Source organism: Kitasatospora kazusensis (assembly GCF_039529945.1).
Taxonomy (GTDB): Bacteria; Actinomycetota; Actinomycetes; order Streptomycetales; family Streptomycetaceae; genus Kitasatospora; species Kitasatospora kazusensis.
The window spans coordinates 20370-41443 of record NZ_BAAANT010000042.1 but is presented as its reverse complement, the minus strand read 5'-3'; the positions used below and the strand labels follow the sequence as shown (position 1 = coordinate 41443).

Genomic DNA, 21074 nt, shown 5'->3' with positions numbered 1-21074 from the left:
CCTCCTTGCCCGGCATCGGGCAGGAGGGGCCCACCCTCCGGCACTCCCTCCTTCGTCGGTCGCTTGTCGCTCGTCCTTTTCGGCACCGGCGCGCCCTGCGGCCCCCCGAGGCTCGGCTACCCTTGAGGGTCAGCCCCGTCGCCCGCCGCCCCCTCCACGGGACGTGCTCAGCGCGACACCTTCCATGTCGTAAGGGTTCCTAGTTCTATGACAGTCGAATCGGTCTTCCCACGCCTGGAGGCCCTCCTCCCGCACGTCCAGAAGCCGATCCAGTACGTCGGCGGCGAGCTCAACTCGACCGTCAAGGACTGGGACGCCTGCGACGTCCGCTGGGCGCTGATGTACCCGGACGCCTACGAGGTCGGGCTCCCCAACCAGGGCGTCATGATCCTCTACGAGGTGCTCAACGAGCGCGAGGGCGTGCTCGCCGAGCGCACCTACAGCGTCTGGCCGGACCTCGAAGCGCTGATGCGCGAGCACAAGGTCCCGCAGTTCACCGTCGACGCGCACCGCCCGGTGAAGGCGTTCGACGTGTTCGGGCTCTCCTTCTCCACCGAGCTCGGCTACACCAACATGCTCACCGCCCTGGACCTCGCGGGCATCCCGCTGGAGGCCAAGGACCGCACCATCGACGACCCGATCGTCCTCGCGGGCGGCCACGCGGCCTTCAACCCCGAGCCGATCGCGGAGTTCATCGACTGCGCGGTCATCGGCGACGGCGAGCAGGCCGTGCTCGACATGACCGAGATCATCCGCACCTGGAAGGCCGAGGGCCGGCCCGGCGGCCGGGACGAGGTGCTGCTGCGCCTGGCCAAGACCGGCGGCGTGTACGTCCCGCGCTTCTACGACGTCGAGTACCTGCCCGACGGCCGGATCGCCCGCGTGGTGCCGAACGCCCCCGGCGTGCCGTGGCGGGTCTCCAAGCACACCGTGATGGACCTCGACGAGTGGCCCTACCCCAAGCAGCCGCTCGTCCCGCTCGCCGAGACCGTGCACGAGCGGATGTCCGTCGAGATCTTCCGGGGCTGCACCCGAGGGTGCCGCTTCTGCCAGGCCGGCATGATCACGCGTCCCGTCCGGGAGCGAAGCATCACCGGCATCGGCGAGATGGTCGAGCGCGGCCTGAAGGCGACCGGCTTCGAGGAGGTCGGCCTGCTCTCGCTCTCCAGCGCCGACCACACCGAGATCGGCGAGATCGCCAAGGGCCTGGCCGACCGCTACACCGAGGACAAGGTCGGCCTGTCGCTCCCGTCCACCCGGGTGGACGCCTTCAACATCGACCTCGCCAACGAGCTGACCCGCAACGGCCGCCGCTCGGGCCTCACCTTCGCCCCCGAGGGCGGCAGTGAGCGCATCCGCAAGGTGATCAACAAGATGGTGTCGGAGGAGGACCTGATCCGCACCGTCGCCGCCGCGTACGGCAACGGCTGGCGCCAGGTGAAGCTGTACTTCATGGTCGGCCTCCCCACCGAGACCGACGAGGACGTGCTGCAGATCGCCGAGATGGCGAAGAACGTCATCCAGAAGGGCCGCGAGGTCACCGGCCAGAACGACATCCGCTGCACGGTGTCGATCGGCGGGTTCGTCCCCAAGCCGCACACCCCCTTCCAGTGGGCCCCGCAGCTCTCCGCCGAGGCCACCGACGCCCGGCTCGGCAAGCTCCGGGACGCGATCCGCCAGGACCGCAAGTACGGCAAGAACATCGGCTTCCGCTACCACGACGGCAAGCCCGGCATCGTCGAGGGCCTGCTCTCCCGCGGCGACCGCCGCACCGCCGGGATCATCCGGGCGGTCTACGAGGACGGCGGCCGCTTCGACGGCTGGCGCGAGCACTTCTCGTACGACCGCTGGATGGCCGCCGCCGAGAAGGGCCTGGCCGGCACCGGCGTCGACGTCGAGTGGTACACCACCCGCGAGCGCACCTACGAGGAGGTCCTCCCCTGGGACCACCTGGACAGCGGCCTCGACAAGGACTGGCTCTGGGAGGACTGGCAGGACGCCCTCGAAGAGGTCGAGGTCGAGGACTGCCGCTGGACGCCTTGCTTCGACTGCGGGGTGTGCCCGCAGATGGACACGGCCATACAAATCGGCCCCACGGGCGTGAAGTTGCTGCCGCTGACGGTGGTAAAGCCCGCTGACCAGCAGAAAGCCCCGTCGGCATGAGTGGGGCCATGGAAGAGCTGTGTGACTTAATTCACAGCCTTCCGGAGGGGGAGCGAGAGCAGATCCTCGGCGAGCTCGGGGCGAGGGCTTCCCTCCCCCAGGCGAGGCGCGAGGTCATCAGGACGCCCTTGCCGACCCGAGAGGTTGGATCCAACGTCCACTCCGAGATCGAGTGGGTCTGACCCCTGAGAGTGAAAAATGGAGCCCTCCCCGATCAAGCGCGGGGAGGGCTCCATTGCGCGCTCCAAGCTAGCGGCCCCGGCTGGGGCGCTGGCCCTGGTTTTCAGATCACGTTGAGGGCTGCCAGGTGGGCGGCGGCAGAGCGCGAGAGGCTGTCGAGGACGGCTTTGCCCTTGACGGCCGTGGCCAGGGACGGGCGGCCGATGATGCCGTTCTCGGTGTAGCCGGCCATGCCCAGCGTCAGCAGGTGGGGGCGCTCGGGGGCGTCGTGGTCGTCCTGCTCGATCCCCTCGCGGACGAGGTGCGGCGCGCCGTGGAGCAGGAGTGACACCTCGACTTCGCCGCCGTGCATGTCCTCCGCCCCGGTGGTCTCCAACCCGGCCTGTGCGCGGGCCTGGTGCCAGTCCTCCCGGACCGGGAAGAGCGCCAGGTTCCGTCCGGTGGTGTTGGCCTCCTGTACGACGTTGGAGAGTACGTAGTTGCCGCCATGGGCGTTGACGACGAGCAGCCCGGGGACGCCGGACGCCTGGAGCGACTTCCAGATGTCGTTGACGATGGCGTAGAGGGTGGTGGCGCTGATGCTGACCGTCCCGGTGATGGGCGCGTGTTCGTGCGAGCACGCGACGGTGATCGGCGGGAGCAGGAACAAGTCGTAGTCGGTGGCGATGCGCTGGGCGATCATGCTCGCGATCACCGTGTCGGTGGTCAGCGGCAGGTGTGCGCCGTGCTGCTCGAAACTTCCCACCGGCAGGACCGCCACCCTGGAGCCTCGACGGCGCTCGTCGGCGGAAGTGGCCTGCGTGATCAGTGCGTCCATGATCCCAGCTTCTCCCATCAACTCGTCTGAAGGCGAGGGCCGACCGCACTGCGGGCCAGCGCGAGGCGACCGGAGAAAGCCGCCACGGCCGGCGTGGCGCTCCATCTCTTCAACGCCTGGTTGGCGGCGGACAGTTCGCCGAAGGCCCTCGCCGACTCGGTATCGAGCACGATCGACAGAGCTCGGTCGGCTGCTGCCGCGCCCTGCTCCGGCTCGCCTGCGGTCGCATAGGCACGCGCAAGCCGCGAGAGGTACACGCCCTGGTCGTTGCGGTAAACCTGCGGCAGGACCGTGAGCTCCGATTCGAACACCTCGGCCGCGCGCTGCGGGTCACCGAGCTCGATCCAGCAGTTCGCGCGCTGCATCTCCACATAGGTGGCGGTGCAGTAGGCGGTGTCCAACGCGTCGTCGTCCTCCGGCTCGTCCGGCGACGCTGCCAACTCGTGCGCCTCGTCGAACTTCGTCTGAGCGAACTTCGGGTTACCCATGAGGGCATGCCCCTGGGCCTCCTGCTGCACTGCCAGCGCCCGGATTCGCGGTGTCACACCAGGCACCCGCTGAGCGGCTCGCGCGAGGCTGACGGCCTGCTGAGGGTTACGGCGGGCGGTGGCCTGGTTGCTCTTCCGGAACAGGACGTACGAGGTCATGAGGTCGTCGCCGGTCTCCTGGGACCATTCCATGGAGCGGTCCGACCAGTACGTTGCCTGCGTGAAGTCGCCGAGATCCTGGTGAAGCCACCCGAGGAACTCGGCGATCCGGGCACCGAGTACGAGTAGGTCGTCCCGGGCGGGGCCGGCGGTGTGGGCCTGTAAGCGGTCGATCGACCGGACGTGCCGCTCCACCGGATCGAGCGCATGCCGAGAACCGAACAGGTTCGCGGCCTTGTAGTGGCCGGGCATGATGGTGCGGATCTGTGAGGCGAAGAACTCGGCGTCGATCACAGGACCGGCGGCCGTTACGCCGCAGGACGGAGTGGCTGGTCGTCGGCTGAACGCGGGGTCGGATCCGGGGGCTGCGGTGAACTGCTCCCAGCTCCGGGCGGCGAGACCGAGCATGTGCCCGGGGAGGTGCAGACCATCGGCCACACGTTCCACAAGGTCGATCTTCTCGATCCGGCGCTTGCCTGCGATGACCTCACCGACCCGGCTCGGAGTCAGGTCGCACGCCCGCGCGATGAGGGACGGATAGATCCCCGCGTGCTTGAGCAGACGGAAGACGGCGGAGAAGTCCCGGGTCCTGCAAGCCGTGATCATTTCAGGGTCGGCCAGGAGGGCTCTTGGCAGCCTCTGCGGAATTCCGACATCCGCCATGAGCGGCCCCCTCGCATTGTGATGATCTTCGGCTTCCCGCAGGCAAGTTGAGTACCTGTGAGTTTACCCACATTGGGTAATCACGCTGGGTACGTCTTCGCTCTTCCGCTTCGCAATCCTGAAGGCAGGCGCCTGGACAGTCCGGATGCGCACGGAGTGGCTTCCGGAGGGCGGTGCGGGTGTGATCACTTCGAAGGGTGCTTCCGGCGGTGTGACCTTGCCCAAGGGGGTGGAGGTGGCGTGCGAGCGCGTCCATCGGTTGCCGTGTCACCGGAGGTCGGCCGGCGTTGCCCGGTTGCTGCTCCGCGAGTTCCTGGCCGGGCTGGAGGGCGGCGAACTCTACGTCGACGTGGGCGAGCTGCTGCTCAGCGAGCTGGTGACCAATGCCGTTGAGCATGCCTGTGTGTCGCCGTCGATCGCTGTGCAGTTCGGGGTGGCGGTTGGGCGGCTGCGGATCGAGGTGCACGACGCGAGCTGTGAGCGACCGGAGGTGCGGCCGCTGCGGGACGGTGACGACGAGTCGGGGCGCGGGCTGCCGCTGGTCCAGTCGCTGGCGGTGGCGTGGGGATGCTGTCCGCGTCCGGGCGGGGCCGGGAAGTTCGTATGGGCGCACGTAGGCCCGGCGGAGGGTGCGTCGTGAGGCGCGTCAAGCGCTCGGCGCGGGTGGAGGTGTCGCGGTGCTTCTACTGCGGCGCGGGCCTGCGGACGGGGACAGCACGGTTCATCGTCGTGGGCAGTGGTGTGGTCGGTGTCCATCGGCACCACCCCCGGCGTACGGGCGAGGTGCCCGCGTGAGCGTGGGGCCCGACTGGAGCACGTTGGGCGGCGTGGCTCAGCGAGTGATCGCCGGACTACCGGGCCGGGATGTCGTGGGCGCGGATCGGTGCGGCCGGTGGCGTACCCCAAGGGTTGCCGTTGGAGCGCTGTGGCGTAGCGCGGGACTGGCAGTCTCCGCTGCTGCTGCCAAGGACGGAGACCGTCCTTCTCTGCGTCGGCCGGCGGGCATCGATCCACGCCGTTGCCACCCGGCCGGGGGCCAGTGCCAACACCGTCCGAGCCGCCGTCCTCGCGGCAGGCATTCAATTGCGCCTCAGGGGGCGCCTCTTGGGAAGGACCGGCGATGAGAGTCGGAAAGAGCACCCGTACCCCGGCCGCCGTCGGTGAGGGGCCGGTGACGGTCGAGATCGGGGGTGTGACGGGACCGGCGACCTTCTCCCGGTTGCCGGATGCGCTGGCGGCGTTGTGGTCGTCGCTGCGGCCGCTGCCGCTGGGCGTGGTGCAGTACGACGCCTACGAGTACTTCCTCACCCGGCCGGACGCGGCGGAGCGGGTAGCCGAATTCATCAAGCGTGACGGCGAGCTGAAGCTCACGTTCGCCATGTGCGGCAAGTCGCATGTGGTGTGGGTGCGCCCGGCCGAAGCGGGTGCGAAGTGATCCGGTGGCTCTGGGGCCGGTGGGCGCGGCTGGAGATGTGGTGGGGTCTGCAGGGTCAGTTCTCCCGGCCGGCGCTGCTGGTCAGCCCGCGCCGCCGGTCGGCTCATGAACGGGCGGCAGCGCGGGTCGCGGAGCCCGGGTACCGGGAGGCGGCACTACTCCGGCTGACGGCTGCGGCCAGGCTGCGGGAGCTCGGGATCGATGCGCGGGTGCCGGTGATGAGCGAGGCGGAGCTGTTCCACAGCATCTTCGGCTGCGAGTGGGAGGACTGGGATCCTGACCGGCCCTGACCTGTGAGTGGCCACAACTGAAGACTTGCCGGACCACCCCGCATCCTTGGCGGGCAGTGGGGTGGTCCGGTGGGTGTGAACCCGGTGCCGATGGTACCGGGCTCATCGGCATGTCTGTACACGGAAGGCGCCGGTTCGGTTGTTGATCAGGGGAGTTGACGGTCGGTTGGACGGGGATGGCGGCTTCTTCGCGGGGCCGGCGGACGGCCTGGACCCGGACACGTGGGTGTGGCTGCCGGGCGTGGACTACGCGTCGGGCTGGCGCGCGGCCCGAGACGCTGCGGAGGAGTTGAACGCGGTGCTCGCGGAGCTGGGGGTGGAGCGCTGCCATCTGCGGGCAGTCGCCGATACCGACGCACAGGGCCGGGGCCTGGTGCGCCTGGTCGGGGTGCCGTTCGGCTGGCGGCGGCTGGAGCTGCTGCTGACACTGGCCCGGGGGTACGGCGGCTTGCGCGAGGCGGCGTGACGGGGGCGGCCCTGGTGGGGCAGGTGGCGCGGACGTTGGGTGGTGTCCTTGCGGGGTTGGGGTCGGGCATGGACGAACTCACCCCGCGTCGATCGGGCCTCTTCGTCCCGAAGCAACTCGGGGGAGCGGAACGCCAAGGCCCAATGTGCCAGTGACCTGTGCGAACGGTCCATCGGCGTCCGTGGACGTGCGGCGTTGTGCGGGGCCGTTGTCGCGCAGTTAGACACTCAGCTGCGCGCAGCTCGCGTGCCCGCCGTCGCCGCCACGTGGCGCCCGCCGACCACGAGGGCCACGATGCCAGCGACCGCCGAGAGGGCAGCCGGCAGGATGTCAGCCGGTGCCCGCAGCACGACCACGATGACGATCACGGCCACTGGCCAGATCTGGGGAGCCGGGGTTGACACAGGGTTAGGGGAAGGGGAAAGAGTCATGGATGTGCCTCCTGAGATGGGGTACGTCGCGCCCGTCCATGCTGCTGTGGTCTCCAGCCGGGCAGCTGGGCGGGCGTTTTGCGCGGCGATCTCGCCGTCGAACTAGAAGCTAACTGCCTGTCTGGCCGGGCCGCTTCGCGGTCGCTCTGAACAGGACACTTGCAAGAGCGTCGTGCAGTTCGAGCGCGGCTGGAAGAAGGCAGAGAGCCGTCCGCGGCTGAGCTGCGGGGCTGCGCATATGCGCACCCGACTTCTTCTCACACGAGAAGAACAATGCCAAGAAAATGTCGTGACTTCACGACATTCCTGGTGCCTCTGGTTGGCCGAATCTCGCATGCTTCCGGCCTCTTGCTGCACGTGACGGGTGCGATAGGAACGGTCAGACTGACGTCCTAGCTGGTCAGGGCCACACACGAGACTCCGTCGGTGGGGAGACAGCGTGAGCGAGGGTCGTGCAGTTCAGGAGTGGCAGGGCGTCCTGACGGGTGTCTTCTGCTGTCTGGATCCCATGGTCTGCACCGAGCCGTAGGCTGGGCCAAAGGTGCAGAGCTCCCGTCGGATTCGGACCGACGACCCCTGCCTTGCAAGGATTGGCGTGGGCTACCCGCTCTGAGCTGCGGGTAGCCCACGCCGCCTGCTTGTGGGGGCAGTCGCCGCCAACTGCCGTGATTGATCGTCATGTACCGCTCGATCTGGCACGGCTATGGCACGCCCGCGCCCCTCGATGCGCTTGGTCGCCGAGATCTCCTGTCCCGGTCACTCAGCCTGTGGCGTCCGCCAGCGGTCAGCTACGACCGCAACGGTTGCTGTACTTCGTTGCTGCACAAACTCAGGCACCCGCTCGAAAGGGGGAGGAATGTTGGACTCACCCGCGCAAGCGGCACCTGGACCCTCGCCCCCACCACCCCATAACAGCGAGACGGGCGCCCCCGACCCGGAGACGCCCATCCACAAACAAGATCTTCAAGAGCCTTCTAGCCCACTACTTCCCTGTCAGCGTGTCCCCAACGCAGATAGTAGGCAAAGTAAGGATCAGACACGTGCAAGGTAGACAGCCCTTCGTCGTAGTCAACGACGGGCTCTCCTTCAATTTCATCCTTTGCAATCTTCGTCATCTGATCCAGGACACGGGTTACTTCGTGGCGCTGAGGAACATCACTCTTGAGAACGCCCCGCAGGGAAATGCGAAGCTGGTCGTATCCGATACTAAGGGCCGGGCCAGTGTGGGCGATTGCCTCAAGTACTGCACCGTAGATGTCGACCGTTCTGCCATCCTGCAACTCGCGCTGAATCCGGTCAGTTCGACGACGAGGGCCTTGGGCCAACAAATCAAATGCAGCCTTGGAAGTGTCGGCGGCACTTTGTCTAAAGAAATCTTGCCAGGAACCCGGCGATTGCACCGGGGTTGGCCGGACAGCCCTTTTAGTCACATTATTGACTTTGCAGAGCTGCTTGCAGAATTGCTGCATCAAATGCGGGCTGGAAAAGCTTTCCTTGGCCAGGCGGTGCGCCAGAGCTCCGTCATCATCGGTAAGATTTAGAGCCTTGAAACCACGCTGTGGAATGCTGATGAGATCATCGTAGTCCCACGGCTGAATCCCCAAATGTGTGACGCGGCCCGTCATCTCCTTCTCTACTCTCACGGCATCGTAAGCACGATGTGGCACGGAAGCAAAGATGACGGCCTGACCTCGGAAGACGAGATCCTTGAGAGAGCGTACAATCTCCAACTGGACGTCCTGATCAATGTAGTGGAAATCGTCCACGATCAGGCACTTGCCCGCTGTAAGGAGCTCCTTTCTGGCGGAATTCAGCGACCCCGGATTTCCCCCCAACTCTTCGGCGACCGTATTCCAGAACTCCTGCCTGGATGAGATGGCCCCGCCGGACAGCCAGATTGCATCATCGGTCACGTTCTGCAGGAGAGTGGTCTTGCCTGTCTTAGTGGGTCCAGAGACAGAGAGGAGCGTGCCTCGATCCTCAAGATACTCAGCCAGCTGTCCTTCAAGGCCCCACTTCTCGCGCGGGTTGTAGGTGACGGTGGGAAGCCGGCCGACGACGAAAACCTGAGCAACTGACGGGATCGCGCCTGGTGCCATGGGGGTCATCCTCATTATTCCGATTGATCAATCGTGAACTCGTGGGCGGAGATCTCAAGCTCAACTTTTTGCAGGTACCCGATGACCTCGGCGGCGCTTTGGGCGAAGGCCTCCTTTGCTTCCTCCTCGTTCCCCGCCATCCATTCAAGCAACTCTTTGAGAAGCTCCCATTTCGCAGCCTTGCGTTTCCGCCTGTCCTCGATGGCGAAAGTCTCATCTATGCGTGCGCGGAACCGGTTCGGATAGAACTCTTCAAAGTAATCTACGGACCAGGATGAGAATCGGTCCGATGGCCACTCTCTAAAGGTCTTCCGGAGCTCCTTGACAACTTCAAGACCACTTTCGTCTCCGTCTACAATCACCCAGGCTCTGTACTTGTAGAGCGGCTCTAGATGAGCGAAGAGCAGCATGTCCTTGAAGTCGATGAAAAGCGGCCCTACGCGGCTCGTGCCGGTCGCAGCGACGGTTCGAATCGTCCTGAGTCCTGGCGCAAACCAGGGAATCAGATACTGCCGGATTAGCGTTTCCGCGCTCGATTCCTCAAATATGATCCAGCCGCCACCAAGATGCATATCGGCGAGTTCGTATCCAAGCTCCTGAAGGGCTTCAATCCGGCGCTCGGTTGTTTCAATCACTTCAAAGCTTGTACGCGGAGGAAGTGTATCGTCCGTCGCAGTATGAAGAACAACCGAATCGGGCAGAGCACCAAGGCGAGTCAGTACAATATTGCTGTGGGTGCTGATGATAAATTGATTCTTATCACTGGCGGCCAGCACAGCATCAAGAAGCGCCTTGAGGGCATGTGGATGCAGATCGTTTTCAGGCTCCTCGATCAGAAATAGCTTGCCCTGAGATCCGCATAGGCTGACAATCAAATTGAGGACGCCGGCAACGCCCGCACCCATTGCATCCAGGGGAATGCTGTCAAACTTGTTTATTTGCAGACCTAGGTGTTGCTCGTGGTCACCTGGAATGACGTTAACCTCGAAGCCTAGGACCTCTCGGCATAGCTCCCTAAACTGGAGGGCCTCGGGGAACTGGCCGGTAGCCAGGACGGCGACACGAGAAACGATATTTCCGTCGTGAGGCCAAACGCTCAGAGAGTTTTCTCGGCGAACCTGCTCGGCCTGCCCCGGTCGCACTCGGCCCGTGAATACCGGGTAGATAAGATTGTCGGGCGAGGTTCCGGGGGATCGTTGGCACATGACAGTGCCCTCCGATTCCCGGGCAAAAATGGAGAACCCGTTCGATCCGAGCGTCAGGACGAGATTGTTCTGTTCAAGCTGGTCTATCGGCTGGCTGATGTTCCTGAGGGCTGTTAGGGGAAGATCCTGGTATCCAAGCTCGACCTCGGCCTCTTGGTGCCCGTGTCGAACGTCATCGATGCTCGATGGCGAGCCATCCTGGAGAAGATAGAGGGCGCGCAAGAGCGATGACTTTCCCGTGTTATTGCGGCCGACGAGAAGAGTTATCGAACCAAGATGCAGCTTGCCACTATCTTCAATCGACCTGAACCCCCTGATGTGAGCCGAACTAAAAATCTTCATCGCCACCCCAGCCCTGTTCCGTGACTTCCTGCGGCACTCCGCCTGAGCGCCGGAAGGTGCCTGGTCCGTGGGGCCGCCCCTCGCTGGCCGCCTATCGAGATCCTGACTGGGCATCGTACTCACAGGCGACAGTGGCGTCTGGCAAACTTGTGCAACCGCAGCGCAACAGGCTAGGCACCCGCCACCAGTATCGCAGCCCTTGGGTTCCTGAGGCCGGTGGAGTCTCAATGACTGAGTTAAGCCGCCGACCACAAGGCACCCGCCTCCGGAGGGCGGCAGGTGCACACGCTGCGTGACCTGCGCAGATCCCGCGTCGGCGCAGACCGGCGAGTCGGCCCGCTCCTGACTCCGATAGACCGTGGCATACCGGGTGATCTGGCACGGCTGTGGCACGGCCTAGGCTCAAGCGTTCCAAGCTAGTTGAGCGCTTCTGGTCTACCATCAGCCCATGACGGACTTCCCGGTTCCACCGGTGATCGAAGGTATCAGCGGCGAGCTCATCGAGCGGCTGATCATGGCGCTGCGGTCCAACATCAAGGACCAGTCGACCTCGCCGCCTACGGCTATCGTTTCGGTAGCTATAACACTTGGCTTGCCGATCTCGAATGAATGGAACGCCGAAGTATTTCTGCGGGGCGTCCAGCGAAAGCTGCTCATCCTGCGTGACATGAATGTCATGGAGAGCTTCCTTGCCATTAGCGTCCGAGATTCGGTCAGTCGCTGGGTGCGTAGCCAAACATCATTCGAAGCTGCGAACAAGAATCGTGAAGAAGATCGCGCGAGGCTTCAGCGGGTCCTCGATGATGATGTTGCCTTCGAAGAGTTCAAGTCCATGGCTTCTGCTCAGGAGCGCGATGGCGTCTCTAGGACCGATGCGCAGATCAGGGCCGACCTGGAAAAGGTGATGAATGGGCTACTTGCGCCCGTTAGCTCGGACGAGGTGACCAGGAGCTGGGCAGACGAAGAGCGCTGGCGGAACGCCTGCGGTGCGTATCTGGCGGACGACGACATCGAAGAGTGGTACAGGCGCTACATTGCCGGATTGGCACGCTAGGGCTGATTACTGGCGAGCCGGAAACGCGGGTGGTGGAGCGGTTTTGGCCGGTGTCCTGTCTGGTCTGGGTCCGAGCATGATCGGGGGGCCGTAAGCTGTTGCGACTCGGTCAGGGCTTTTGGGCCTGACCGCAATTTGGCCGAGTGGCCCCTCGTTCTTGCTCGGTGCGGGTCCCGGTCCTGGCAGGTGGGTAAAACCGTGGAGCCGCCCGCCCCCGGCCACGGCGGGTCTAGTACCTCTGCCACTTCTGGCCGCCAGCTCTGGCGCTGCCGGTCGCCGCCGGGAGCGGGGCGAAGACAGGAGCGACGGCGAGCGGGGCGGCGAGCGCCGCGAGCGCAGCGAGCCTTGAGTAAGTGAAGAAGATGTGCGACAGCCCCGGCTTGAGAGGTCAGCCATAGTGGGCCACCCCAATGCACGTGGCGGAGAGCGGCCGGTGAGGCGGATGTGGATCAGCCATCTGCGACAGCAACCACGCTTCTTCGCCTTTCCGTCTCCGCTGTCACCACCCGAGACTCAGTAACGCTGCTGCTCCCTACGGCATGCGCCCTGTGTACGGCGCCGCACGCGAAGCGCGCCCAGCCATCGTCCGTTACGAGGATGGTCTGGGTGTCCCGTCGGCCCGTCGCCACCCTGACGGGCTCTGACGGGCAGGTGGACTCAGGTCCTGCGGCGCACTTCTTCCTTGATGACGGGAAGTGCCAGGAGACCTGAGGTAAGGACCAGTCCGAAGCCGGCAAGCATGATGGGCAGTTTTGCCGGAAGCGGTGCGCCAAAGGAGTCGGGAAGCATGACCGCCAGTATGCCCAGCCCCATACATGTGAGGACGAAGCGCAGTCTGTGGAGCTTGAAGGCCACCCCGGTTTGAGCCTCCGGCTGGGATCTCAGCATGGCCGAGAGTCCGAGAAGGGCCAGTAGGAAGCCACCACCGATCTCCGCCCAATCCCCCGCATGCGCGTGCATTGCTTTCCCCGCCTGTCAATTGAGTAGCTGTCTGGCCGAGGGGAAGCGTACTCGCCGCCACGGGGCCGGTTGAGGGTCGTAGCGTGCTTATTGGGCGGTGCCGGCGCGGCGGGTGCGGGCAGCGTGCGTCGGTCCGGCCTCGATGGTGTAGCTGAGGGCGGCAGCTTCGGCGGAGAGGCGGGTCTCTTCGAGCATGAGCGCCCGGTGGTCGGCCCGGTCGTAAGTGATGCGGTGGACGACCAACAGGACGGCGGCCTCGGACAGTCGGAGGGCTTCGCGTTCGTCGGGCTGGGGGATGCGGGCGTTGACCTGCTCGCGCCAGGCGAGGTCGTGGCCTGCGGCGGCCAGTACGGCATACGCCTTGGCCGGGGTGACGCCGGGGGTCTTGATGAGAGGTGTGCCCTCGATCCGCTCCATGGGAAGCCACTGGCGGTGGAGGGCGCGGCCGGGGCCGGCGGGGTCGGTGATCAGGCGGTCGGCGCCGATGAGGAGTTCTTCGGGGTCCAGGCCGAGGAGCGGGCCGGTGACGGCGTCGGTGCGTGTTCGGAACACGGCGGGTTCCTCGGCGCCGTCGAACCACGCGTCGGCGGGGGTCTGGTAGAGGGTGCCGTGCTGGGTGATGGTGCGTTCGATGGTGTGGGTGGGTCCGAGGGCGGTGGGGCGGACGAAGGTGCCCCGGCCCTGCCTCACGTCGAGCTGGCCTTCGCTGCGTAGGACGGCGACGGCTTGACGGACGGTGGGGCGGGAGACGCCGTAGAGCTCGGCGAGATCGGTCTCGGTGGGGAGTTGGCTGCCGGGGGGCCACTCGCCTGAGGCGATGGACTGGCGCATCGCTGTCGCCACCTGCTTGTGGAGTGCTTCGTTGCGGATGATCGCCATGGCTGTGGCCCCTTGGTGCGGGCGCCGGGGGATGGCCCGCTTCGTGTGAGTTGTTTTTTTGAGTGGCTGTCGGTGATCGTCTGCCCAGCTCGGGCGGCATGTGGAGAGTCTGTCGTCAGACGCTATGCGTCAAACGTAAGCATGAATCGCTTGCGCTCGGGCGTCAAGCAAGCGCATCATCAGGACGGCAAAGGTAAGTACGTTTGACGAAAAGCGTCATGCGTCCTCTGCTGACCTGAGGAGAGTGCCCGATCATGCAGTCCATCCCTGTGGACGGAACCCGGCTCGGCACGATGACCTGCATCGTCGCCCCGGAGGTGCGGATCGCCAACCGGGAGACCGGCGAGATCAAGAAGGACCGGGACGGTCAGACCGTCTACACGGTCGGCGTCGCGGTACGCCAGGAACAGCGGCGGGCGTCGCTGATCGAGATCAGCGTGTCCGGTGAGCCGGCGGGCGTCACCGAGGGCGTGCGCGTCACCGTGACGGGCCTGACGGCGTTCTCGTGGGCGATGGGTGACCGGCACGGTCTGTCGTTCCGCGCGGACTCCATCACCCCCGCCCCCGCTGCCCCGACCGCTTCCGCTCCGGCCGCTGCGGCTTCGGGGCGTAAGGGCGGTGACGCGTGAGCCCGCAGAACCGGGTGCGGCTGCGGTCGCTGCTCTGGGCGCTGTCCGACCTGAGCGACGACATCGACCCGTTCGACCCCGACGACTCCGGCGCCCTGCTCTTCGAGGAGATCGCCGGCAAGGCGGACCAGGCGGCCGGGCTGGCCCGGAACCTGGCCACCGACGCCCACAACCGCACCGCCGAGAACGAGGGGCCGAGCTGATGGCTGTTCAGCTTCTCTGGCTGGGCCTGCTCGCCGTGGCGCTGGGGCTGCTGATCGCCGCCCCCTCCATGCGCCAGTCCTACCCGTACGTCTGGTGGTGCCTGCTCGGCTACCCGCAGACGGTGTTCCGCATCCTGGTGACCTGGCGGCGCCTCACCACGAACGTGGGTCTGGCGGTGCCCCGGCGTCCGGCCCGCGCCATGGTCGGCGGGATGGTCGTCCGGGGTGATCCGTTGAAGCCGGTGCCACCCCGGCTGGGGATGCCGAAGCTGCGGCACGGCGGCCTGAGCGTGGCGGTGCGGCTGCATCCGGGGCAGGTCCCCGAGCACGTCATGGCCGTCGCCGACGCCCTCACCCACGCGTGGCGGGTGCACTCGCTGCGGGTGGTCTCCGACGCGCGCGGCTTCGTCACCGTGACGGCGCTCGCCTGGGACCCGCTCGCCGCCCCCGCCCTCCCGCACAGCCTCGGCGCGCAGCTCCTGCGGGCGGTGGTCGGGCTGTTGGAGGACGGCCGGCCGTGGGTGGTCGACTTCCGGAAGGTCCCGCACTGGCTGGTCGTCGGTGCGACGCGCTCCGGCAAGTCCACCCTCATCGCCGCCCTCGTCCGGCAGCTCGCCCCGCAGCGGGTGGCGCTGTTCGGGATCGACCTCAAGGGCGGGATGGAACTGTCCCTGTTCGAGGACCGGCTGTCCGCCCTCGCCTCCGACCGCACCCAGGCCGCCCGGCTGCTCGGGGAGCTGGTGGCGGAGGCGCAGGCGCGGATGGAACTGTGCCGCGCGGCCGGCGCCCGCTCGATCTGGGAACTGCCCGCCAAGCTCCGCAAGGTGCCCATCGTCGTGATCGTGGACGAGGTCGCCGAGCTCTACCTGACGGCCACCAGGGACGACAAGGCGGAGGTCGGCGAGATCTCCACCAACCTGCTGCGGCTGGCGCAGCTCGGTGCCGCGCTGGGGGTGCATCTGGTGATTGCCGGGCAGCGGGTCGGCTCCGACCTCGGCCCCGGTGTCACCGCCCTGCGCGCCCAGCTGGCGGGGAGGGTCTGCCACCGGGTCAGCGATCCCGGGACGGCGGAGATGGCACTCGGCGACCTCGACAAGGACGCCCTGGCCGCAGCCCAGCGGATCACCCTCGCCGAACAGGGCGTCGCCATCACCGCAGGCGACGACGGCCGGTGGACGCGGGCCCGCTCCGTCCACGTCACCCCCGCCCAGGCCCGCCGCGCGGCCCGCAAGTACGCGCACCTCGCACCCTCGTGGCCCGGCCTGGCCGAACCCGCCGACACCGGCACCGAACCCGATTCCGAGGAAGGGGTGTACCTGTGAGCCTCGCCGCGCTCCTGATCTTCATCCTGGCGCTCGTCACCTACCTGCTCATCCGCTCCGGCGAACTGCGCACCTGGCAGGTCGCGCTGGTCGGCCTCCTCGGCATCTACCTCGACCGGGCCCACTACACCGACCCGATCATCTACGCCGTCACCTGGCTCGCCCAGGGCCTCACCCACACCCACTGAAAGGACGTGACCGCCGTGACACCCGCGACAACCACCGACCGCACCACCACCAGCACCACCCCCGCGCCCCGCGCACCACGTCACCTCAACGCTGCCCCCGGCCCGGCCCCCGAACGCCTCGCCTGGCCGGGGCACAGCGCCCACCTGCCCTGGAGACACCCCACATGACCCCCAGCCCCGGCAACCCCTGGACCGACCCCACCGCGCGCCGCGCCCACCTCACCCGTGAGGCGCGGCTGCGCGCACTCCCCGACCTCGACCGCGACCTGGTCCGCCTCGGTGCCATGCCCGACCTCACCCGCTGGCTGGAACAAATCACCACCACCGGCGGCTGCGCCCACCCCGTCTTCCTGGCCGGGCACAGCACCACCCGCGACACGGCGACCGGTGACGTCCTGCGGCACTACTCCACCGCCACCGAACCCGGCGGCCGCCTGGCCATGCGCTGCCGCAACCGGCGTGCGTCCCGCTGCGCGCCCTGCTCCCGCGAGCACTCCGGGGACACCTTCCACCTGGTCCGCGCCGGGCTGTCCGGTGGCAAGGGCGTACCCGAGTCGGTGCGCACGCATCCCCGGCTGTTCGTCACCCTCACCGCCCCCTCGTTCGGCCCGGTCCACCGTGCGGGCGAGTGCCATCCGGTGCGGCGTGGCAGGTGCGAGCACGGCGGGCGGCGCGGCTGCGGCCGGGATCACGGGGGCGGTGACGCGCTGACCGGTCAGCCGCTGTGCGCCGGCTGCTACGACTACGTCGGGCATGTGCTGTGGAACTCGGCCGCCCCGGCGCTGTGGAAGGCGTTCCGGGACAACCTGTACCACCACCTGGCCGCCCGCGCCGGGGTCGGCCGCACCGCCGTCCGCACCCTGGTCAGGGTGTCGGCCGCCAAGGTCGCCGAGTACCAGAAACGCGGAGCCGTCCACTTCCACGCCGTCATCCGCCTCGACGGACCCGACGGACCGACCTCGAAGCCCCCGGCCTGGGCCACCACGGACCTGCTGCTGGAGACGGTCCGGTCGGCGGCGGCCGCCGTGGCGCTCACACCACCGGACTCCGCCGCCTACGGAGACATCCGGTTGCGCTTCGGCACCCAGCTCGACGCCCACCCGCTCACGGACGGGGACGGCGGCCGGATCACCGATGAAGCGGTGGCGGCGTACGTCGCCAAGTACACCTCCAAGAGCGTGGAGACGGCCGGAGCGGTTGACCGGCGCATCGACTCCCTCACCGAGATCCGGCACCTGAAAGTCACCCCGCACGTCCGGGCGCTGATCTCGACCGCGTGGCGGCTCGGCGGCCTGCTGGAGCTGGAGCACCTGCGGCTGCGGGCTTGGGCGCACATGCTCGGCTACCGGGGCCACTGCCTCACCAAAACCCGCGCCTACTCCACCACCTACGGCCAGCTGCGGGCCGACCGCGCCGAACACGCTCGCACCTCGGTCGGCGCCCGCCAGCTGTTCGCCGACCGGGACGACGACACCACCACCGAAACCGCCTGGCGCTTCGTCGGGACCGGCCACACCCCCGCCGAAGCACTCATCGCCGCCGGAATCGCCGAAGACATCGCCACGAACCGCGACATCGCACGCCAAGAGCTGGCGAGGGATGACCGCAGCGGGCCGTTGCCGTGACCAGGAGCCCTGCCGTAGTCGTCTCGAAGGAGCCGTCTGCCGTGAGCCGTCCCGGACCGGTCGTCAGCAGCGAGATCGTCATTGTGGACGTGGCAGGGAACGAAGAGCCCTATGGCCCAGGTGGCCTCGATGCCGTGCAGCCCCCGAACGGATCTGGGGGCTGCACGAAGAGCATCGGTGTCTAGAACACATCTGCGAAGTCGTCAGGCTTGATCACCAACCGGTCCCTGACATCCTTCGGAATCATCAGCTTCAGGTGGACCTGGGGCGCACGCTGCCTGGGGATCTTCGTCCTGGTCACTTCGCATTTGATCCCGACCCGAAGTAGATCGGCACCCATGGCGCCGATACCGCCGGCCTCCCACTGCTCGCGGAAGGTCTTGCCGTTGTGGACCTTCACCCATCGGTCCTGGGTGGTCTCGGGGTCGATCGCCTCAAGATCGGCGATCAGCTTGTCCAGCGTCTGCTGTCCCTGCTCGCGGGTGAACCGGGTCTTGGCGAACCGCCCGCCGGGTGCCAGTTCGCGCATGTAGTAGGCCACGGCCTCCTCAAGGCGCCTCAGCTCCTTCCGGGCCTCCTCGCCGCGTGCGTACTCCCTTATCTGGACCGGCTCATCACCGAGTACGGAGAGCACGTCCTCAACGAGCTTGGCGTAGATCACGTCCGGGTTGGGTGCGCCGAGACCGCCACTGCGGCACTTCTGGCATCGGAGATAGGCGTACCGGAAGACCTCGACATCGGGTGACTGGCCCGGGGGCGTATCCGAAGGCGGCGGCTTCTCCACCGTCCGTACCGTGTGTTGGACGTTCATGTTGCTCTTGCAGTCGGTGCAGATCAGCACGCCGAGGAACTTGGTTGCGCCACCCGGCTGACGGGTCGGCTGGTTCTTGGACCTGCGGTCCAGCGCCGCTTGCAGGGACTCGAACTCCTCCTCCGTGAAGATCGGCGGAGCCACGCGGATCGGTTTGCCGTCCCGTCCGAGGATGAGCTTCGATCGGCGGATCCCGCCGTTCTTGTCCTCTTCCACCCGGTAGCCCAGGAGTGCAGGGTTCCTGAGGCGGCGAAGAAGGGTGGCGGTGGTCAGTCCAGGGCCGCACAGCCCCGAGCGCTTGAGCACGATGGCCATGCGCCGAGTAGAGACACCTCGTTGCGCGGCCTGGCGGCACCAGTGCAGTGCCCGGTGCGCGTCCTCGTCGACGGCCAGGACGACGTTGCCCTTCTCGTCCTCGCTGGTGACGTAACCGAAGGCGGGCTTGCCGACGAGCCAGTCGGACTGGGTCTTCGTGTAGTCCCAGAGGCTGGTCACCCGCGTGCTGGTGTTGGTGGCCTCGATCTCGGCCAAGCCGCCGATGAGTGTCGCCAGGATCTTGCCGACTGCGGTGGTGAGGTCGAGCGTGTCGTTTTTGGAGATGAGGTTCTTCCCGTACTTCAGGCACCAGTCGATCATGGTGCTGAGGTCGGTCAGTCGCCTGATGAACCGGTCCATCTTCCAGAACAGCAGGACATCGAACTCCGGCCCCCGGTTGTTCAGCCAGTCGCCGAGCTGCTTGCGCTTCCACGGCGGGACCTTCGTGGCGGACACGTTCAGGTCGCTCGCGACACCCGCCACCCGGATGCCGTGCTCAAGGGCCAGGATGCGGAGGTCCAGTTCCTGGCGCACCGGCGAGGTGGTGTCTTCGGTGAGCACGGACAGCCGTACCGAGATGAGGCCCCGTGGCGCGTCCGCCGGCAGCAGCTCCTCTCTCCTCTTCAGCTCCTCCAACAAGGCCAGGTCGGCCTCGGTCCACTCCGTCTCGACGGAGTACTGCTCACGTGCTGCTGCGGAGCGCGTTCGCCCCCTGCGATTGCCCATGTGCAGAGCGTAGGGATGGATTTCGAGCTGTGTCTATCTGTCCGCAGATGGACACCTCCATCCAAATCGGCCCCACCGGCGTGAAGTTGCTGCCGCTGACGGTCGTCAAGTAAGCCAGGCACCGGACGCCCCCCTCGCCTGCGAGGGGGGCGTTTGCCGTGTCCGGAGGTGCGGAGCCCGCCGGGGGGTGGCCTGCGGCGTCGGTGTCCTGCACTACGATCGCGCTTTCGAAACCGTCGCCCGGCCGGTCGAACTGAAGACCCGTCGGCTCGCCGAGCCGGGGTCGTTCGACCGACCGGCGGCGGTACCGCCCGGGGGAGTCCGTGATGCGCCCAGCCGAAGGTCCGAGACCCGAAGGTCCGAGATCCGATGGCCCGACAGACGACCGGCGGACGGCCGGGCCGGGCGCCGAGGAGCAGGCCGGCGGATGCCTGGTCGCCGTGGTGCGGGTGCCCGCGCGGATCGTCGCGGTGCTGGTCGTGGTGCCGCTGCGGTTCGCCTGGGAGCTGCTGCTGGCGGTGCTGGCGCCGGTGCGACGGCTGGCCGCCAGGACAGGGCGGGTGCTGGACCGGGCCGTCCGGCTGGCTCTGTACGCCCTGGTGGGGTGGCCGCTCGGGAGGCTCCACCGGCATGTCCTGCGACCGGTCGGCCGGGCGTCGGCGGCCGCCGCCCGTGCCGCCGCCCGGGTGCTCGCCCGGCTGCTCGCCCGGGTGGCCGGGCAGGCGCTGCGCGGGTTGCTGTGGCTGCTCCGGCTGGCGGCCGTGCTGGTCCGCTGGGGCAAGCGGGGCATCGAGGCCGGTGCGGCCGGGCTGGGCGAGGTGCTCGGTTGGCTGATCGGCGTCCTGCTGGTGCTCCCGCTGAGCCGGCTGTACCGCGCCCTGCTCGTGCCGTCGGCCCGGTTGCTGGCCGCCGCCGCGCGTGCGGGCGGGCCGCTGGCCGGGCGGCTGCTGCTGGTGCCGCTGCGGTGGGCCGTCCGTTACCTGCTGCGTCCGGTCGGGCTGGTTCTGGCCGCCGTCGTCGATCTGCTGGACCGGGCCCAGGGGTGGCTGCTGGAGACGCTGCTGCCCGGCCTTGCCGTGCGGCTCTACCGGTGGGTGCTGCGGCCGCTGGGCCGGGGGGTGGCCGGCGGGCTGTCCGCGACCGGGCGCGGGGTGGCCCGGCTGCTCGCACTGGTCCGGGCGGCGGTGCCCCGGGTGCTGCGGTACCTGGTGGTGCGCCCGGTGCTGGCCCTGGTGCGGTACGTCCTGGTCCCGGGCGGGCGGGCGGCGGCCCGGCTGGCCGGGGGTCTCTGGCGCTACCTGCTGCGGCCGGTGCTGCGGGCTCTGGGGTGGCTGCTGGAACGCCTGGTGCTGCGTCCGCTGGGATGGCTCGGGCGGCTGGTCGTCCGGGCCTGGCGCCTCGGCGGGCGGTTGTGGCGGTTCCTGGTGCTGCGGCCCTGCCGCTGGGTGCGGCGCGAGGTGTGGTGGCCGGTCCGGGCCGAGGTGCGCCGGGCCTGGCGGACCACGGCCGACACGGTCCGTGAGACCGTCCGCGAGGTGCGCCGGGCGCTGCTGCGCTGACCGGGTGCGGCACGATCCGCCGGGCGGGGCGCGTACCCTTGTCCTGACAGAGTCCGGCCAGAGCC

Annotated in this window: 21 protein-coding genes; 13 read left to right on the top strand and 8 right to left on the bottom strand. The window is 67.6% G+C overall.

The genetic code is table 11. From position 1 onward, the window contains the following. Positions 1–207: 207 nt before the first annotated feature. A complete protein-coding gene (locus ABD330_RS26675; protein WP_344468554.1) occupies positions 208–2163 on the top strand; it encodes a TIGR03960 family B12-binding radical SAM protein in 1956 nt (651 codons plus the stop codon). Between the two features lie 283 nt (positions 2164–2446). Here ABD330_RS26675 and ABD330_RS26670 read toward each other — a convergent pair whose 3' ends face one another. Both ABD330_RS26670 and ABD330_RS26665 read right to left on the bottom strand, forming a co-directional pair. Beyond that, entirely contained in the window at positions 2447–3160 is a 714-nt protein-coding gene (locus ABD330_RS26670; protein WP_344468553.1) for a creatininase family protein, read from the bottom strand. A gap of 17 nt (positions 3161–3177) precedes the next feature. Further along, positions 3178–4470 carry a tetratricopeptide repeat protein gene (locus ABD330_RS26665; RefSeq protein ID WP_344468552.1) on the bottom strand — a complete coding sequence of 431 codons (1293 nt, stop codon included), beginning with the start codon at positions 4468–4470 and terminating at the stop codon, positions 3178–3180. Positions 4471–4651: 181 nt separating this feature from the next. Here ABD330_RS26665 and ABD330_RS26660 point away from each other — a divergent pair, with 181 nt between their 5' ends. From ABD330_RS26660 to ABD330_RS26645, 4 genes are all read left to right on the top strand, one after another. Then, on the top strand, positions 4652–5110 hold the full coding sequence (locus ABD330_RS26660; RefSeq protein WP_344468551.1) for an ATP-binding protein: 459 nt from the start codon (positions 4652–4654) through the stop codon (positions 5108–5110). 531 nt (positions 5111–5641) lie between these two features. After that, positions 5642–5905: a hypothetical protein gene (locus ABD330_RS26655; protein ID WP_344468550.1), complete on the top strand. Its 264-nt coding sequence runs from the start codon at positions 5642–5644 to the stop codon at positions 5903–5905. Continuing rightward, complete coding sequence (locus ABD330_RS26650; protein ID WP_344468549.1) at positions 5902–6195, top strand: hypothetical protein; 294 nt, start codon at positions 5902–5904, stop codon at positions 6193–6195. Before ABD330_RS26655 ends, ABD330_RS26650 begins: the two co-directional genes overlap by 4 nt. 166 nt (positions 6196–6361) lie before the next feature. Then, positions 6362–6661, top strand: a complete 300-nt coding sequence (locus ABD330_RS26645) for a hypothetical protein (protein WP_344468548.1) — start codon at positions 6362–6364, stop codon at positions 6659–6661. A 227-nt stretch (positions 6662–6888) separates the two neighbouring features. On the opposite strand, the gene ABD330_RS26640 is transcribed toward ABD330_RS26645, so the two are convergent. The 3 genes from ABD330_RS26640 to ABD330_RS26630 form a co-directional block, all read right to left on the bottom strand. After that, positions 6889–7035, bottom strand: coding sequence for a hypothetical protein (locus ABD330_RS26640; protein WP_344468547.1), 147 nt, complete (start codon positions 7033–7035; stop codon positions 6889–6891). Positions 7036–8066: 1031 nt separating this feature from the next. Beyond that, a complete protein-coding gene (locus ABD330_RS26635) occupies positions 8067–9191 on the bottom strand; it encodes an ATP-binding protein (RefSeq protein WP_344468546.1) in 1125 nt (374 codons plus the stop codon). Between the two features lie 14 nt (positions 9192–9205). Further along, positions 9206–10738: an ATP-dependent nuclease gene (locus ABD330_RS26630; RefSeq protein ID WP_344468565.1), complete on the bottom strand. Its 1533-nt coding sequence runs from the start codon at positions 10736–10738 to the stop codon at positions 9206–9208. Positions 10739–11186: 448 nt separating this feature from the next. Between ABD330_RS26630 and ABD330_RS26625 the strand changes: the two genes are divergently transcribed. Continuing rightward, the gene (locus ABD330_RS26625) at positions 11187–11792 is read left to right on the top strand and encodes a hypothetical protein (protein WP_344468545.1); all 606 of its coding nucleotides are present in this window, start codon (positions 11187–11189) and stop codon (positions 11790–11792) included. 657 nt (positions 11793–12449) lie between these two features. Here ABD330_RS26625 and ABD330_RS26620 read toward each other — a convergent pair. Together ABD330_RS26620 and ABD330_RS26615 are read right to left on the bottom strand one after the other, a co-directional pair. After that, positions 12450–12581, bottom strand: a complete 132-nt coding sequence (locus ABD330_RS26620; protein ID WP_344468544.1) for a hypothetical protein — start codon at positions 12579–12581, stop codon at positions 12450–12452. Between the two features lie 258 nt (positions 12582–12839). Next, on the bottom strand, positions 12840–13631 hold the full coding sequence (locus ABD330_RS26615; RefSeq protein WP_344468543.1) for a GntR family transcriptional regulator: 792 nt from the start codon (positions 13629–13631) through the stop codon (positions 12840–12842). A 254-nt stretch (positions 13632–13885) separates the two neighbouring features. Between ABD330_RS26615 and ABD330_RS26610 the strand changes: the two genes are divergently transcribed. Genes ABD330_RS26610 through ABD330_RS26585 form a run of 6 tightly spaced genes read left to right on the top strand, consistent with a single transcriptional unit; the run spans position 13886 to position 17598 of the window. Beyond that, the gene (locus tag ABD330_RS26610) at positions 13886–14260 is read left to right on the top strand and encodes an SCO3933 family regulatory protein (protein WP_344468542.1); all 375 of its coding nucleotides are present in this window, start codon (positions 13886–13888) and stop codon (positions 14258–14260) included. Further along, positions 14257–14463, top strand: a complete 207-nt coding sequence (locus tag ABD330_RS26605; RefSeq protein ID WP_344468541.1) for a hypothetical protein — start codon at positions 14257–14259, stop codon at positions 14461–14463. Before ABD330_RS26610 ends, ABD330_RS26605 begins: the two co-directional genes overlap by 4 nt. Next, on the top strand, positions 14463–15785 hold the full coding sequence (locus tag ABD330_RS26600; RefSeq protein ID WP_344468540.1) for an FtsK/SpoIIIE domain-containing protein: 1323 nt from the start codon (positions 14463–14465) through the stop codon (positions 15783–15785). The genes ABD330_RS26605 and ABD330_RS26600 overlap by 1 nt, the downstream gene beginning before the upstream one ends. Further along, complete coding sequence (locus tag ABD330_RS26595) at positions 15782–15973, top strand: hypothetical protein (RefSeq protein WP_344468539.1); 192 nt, start codon at positions 15782–15784, stop codon at positions 15971–15973. Before ABD330_RS26600 ends, ABD330_RS26595 begins: the two co-directional genes overlap by 4 nt. Before the next feature lie 15 nt (positions 15974–15988). Then, a complete protein-coding gene (locus tag ABD330_RS26590) occupies positions 15989–16141 on the top strand; it encodes a hypothetical protein (protein ID WP_344468538.1) in 153 nt (50 codons plus the stop codon). Continuing rightward, positions 16138–17598, top strand: a complete 1461-nt coding sequence (locus ABD330_RS26585) for a replication initiator (protein WP_344468537.1) — start codon at positions 16138–16140, stop codon at positions 17596–17598. Before ABD330_RS26590 ends, ABD330_RS26585 begins: the two co-directional genes overlap by 4 nt. Before the next feature lie 181 nt (positions 17599–17779). Here the strand turns inward: ABD330_RS26585 and ABD330_RS26580 are convergent, their stop codons facing one another. After that, entirely contained in the window at positions 17780–19450 is a 1671-nt protein-coding gene (locus ABD330_RS26580) for a recombinase family protein (RefSeq protein ID WP_344468536.1), read from the bottom strand. Positions 19451–19890: 440 nt separating this feature from the next. On the opposite strand from ABD330_RS26580, the gene ABD330_RS26575 reads away from it, so the two are divergent. Further along, complete coding sequence (locus tag ABD330_RS26575; protein WP_344468535.1) at positions 19891–21009, top strand: hypothetical protein; 1119 nt, start codon at positions 19891–19893, stop codon at positions 21007–21009. Positions 21010–21074 lie beyond the last annotated feature (65 nt).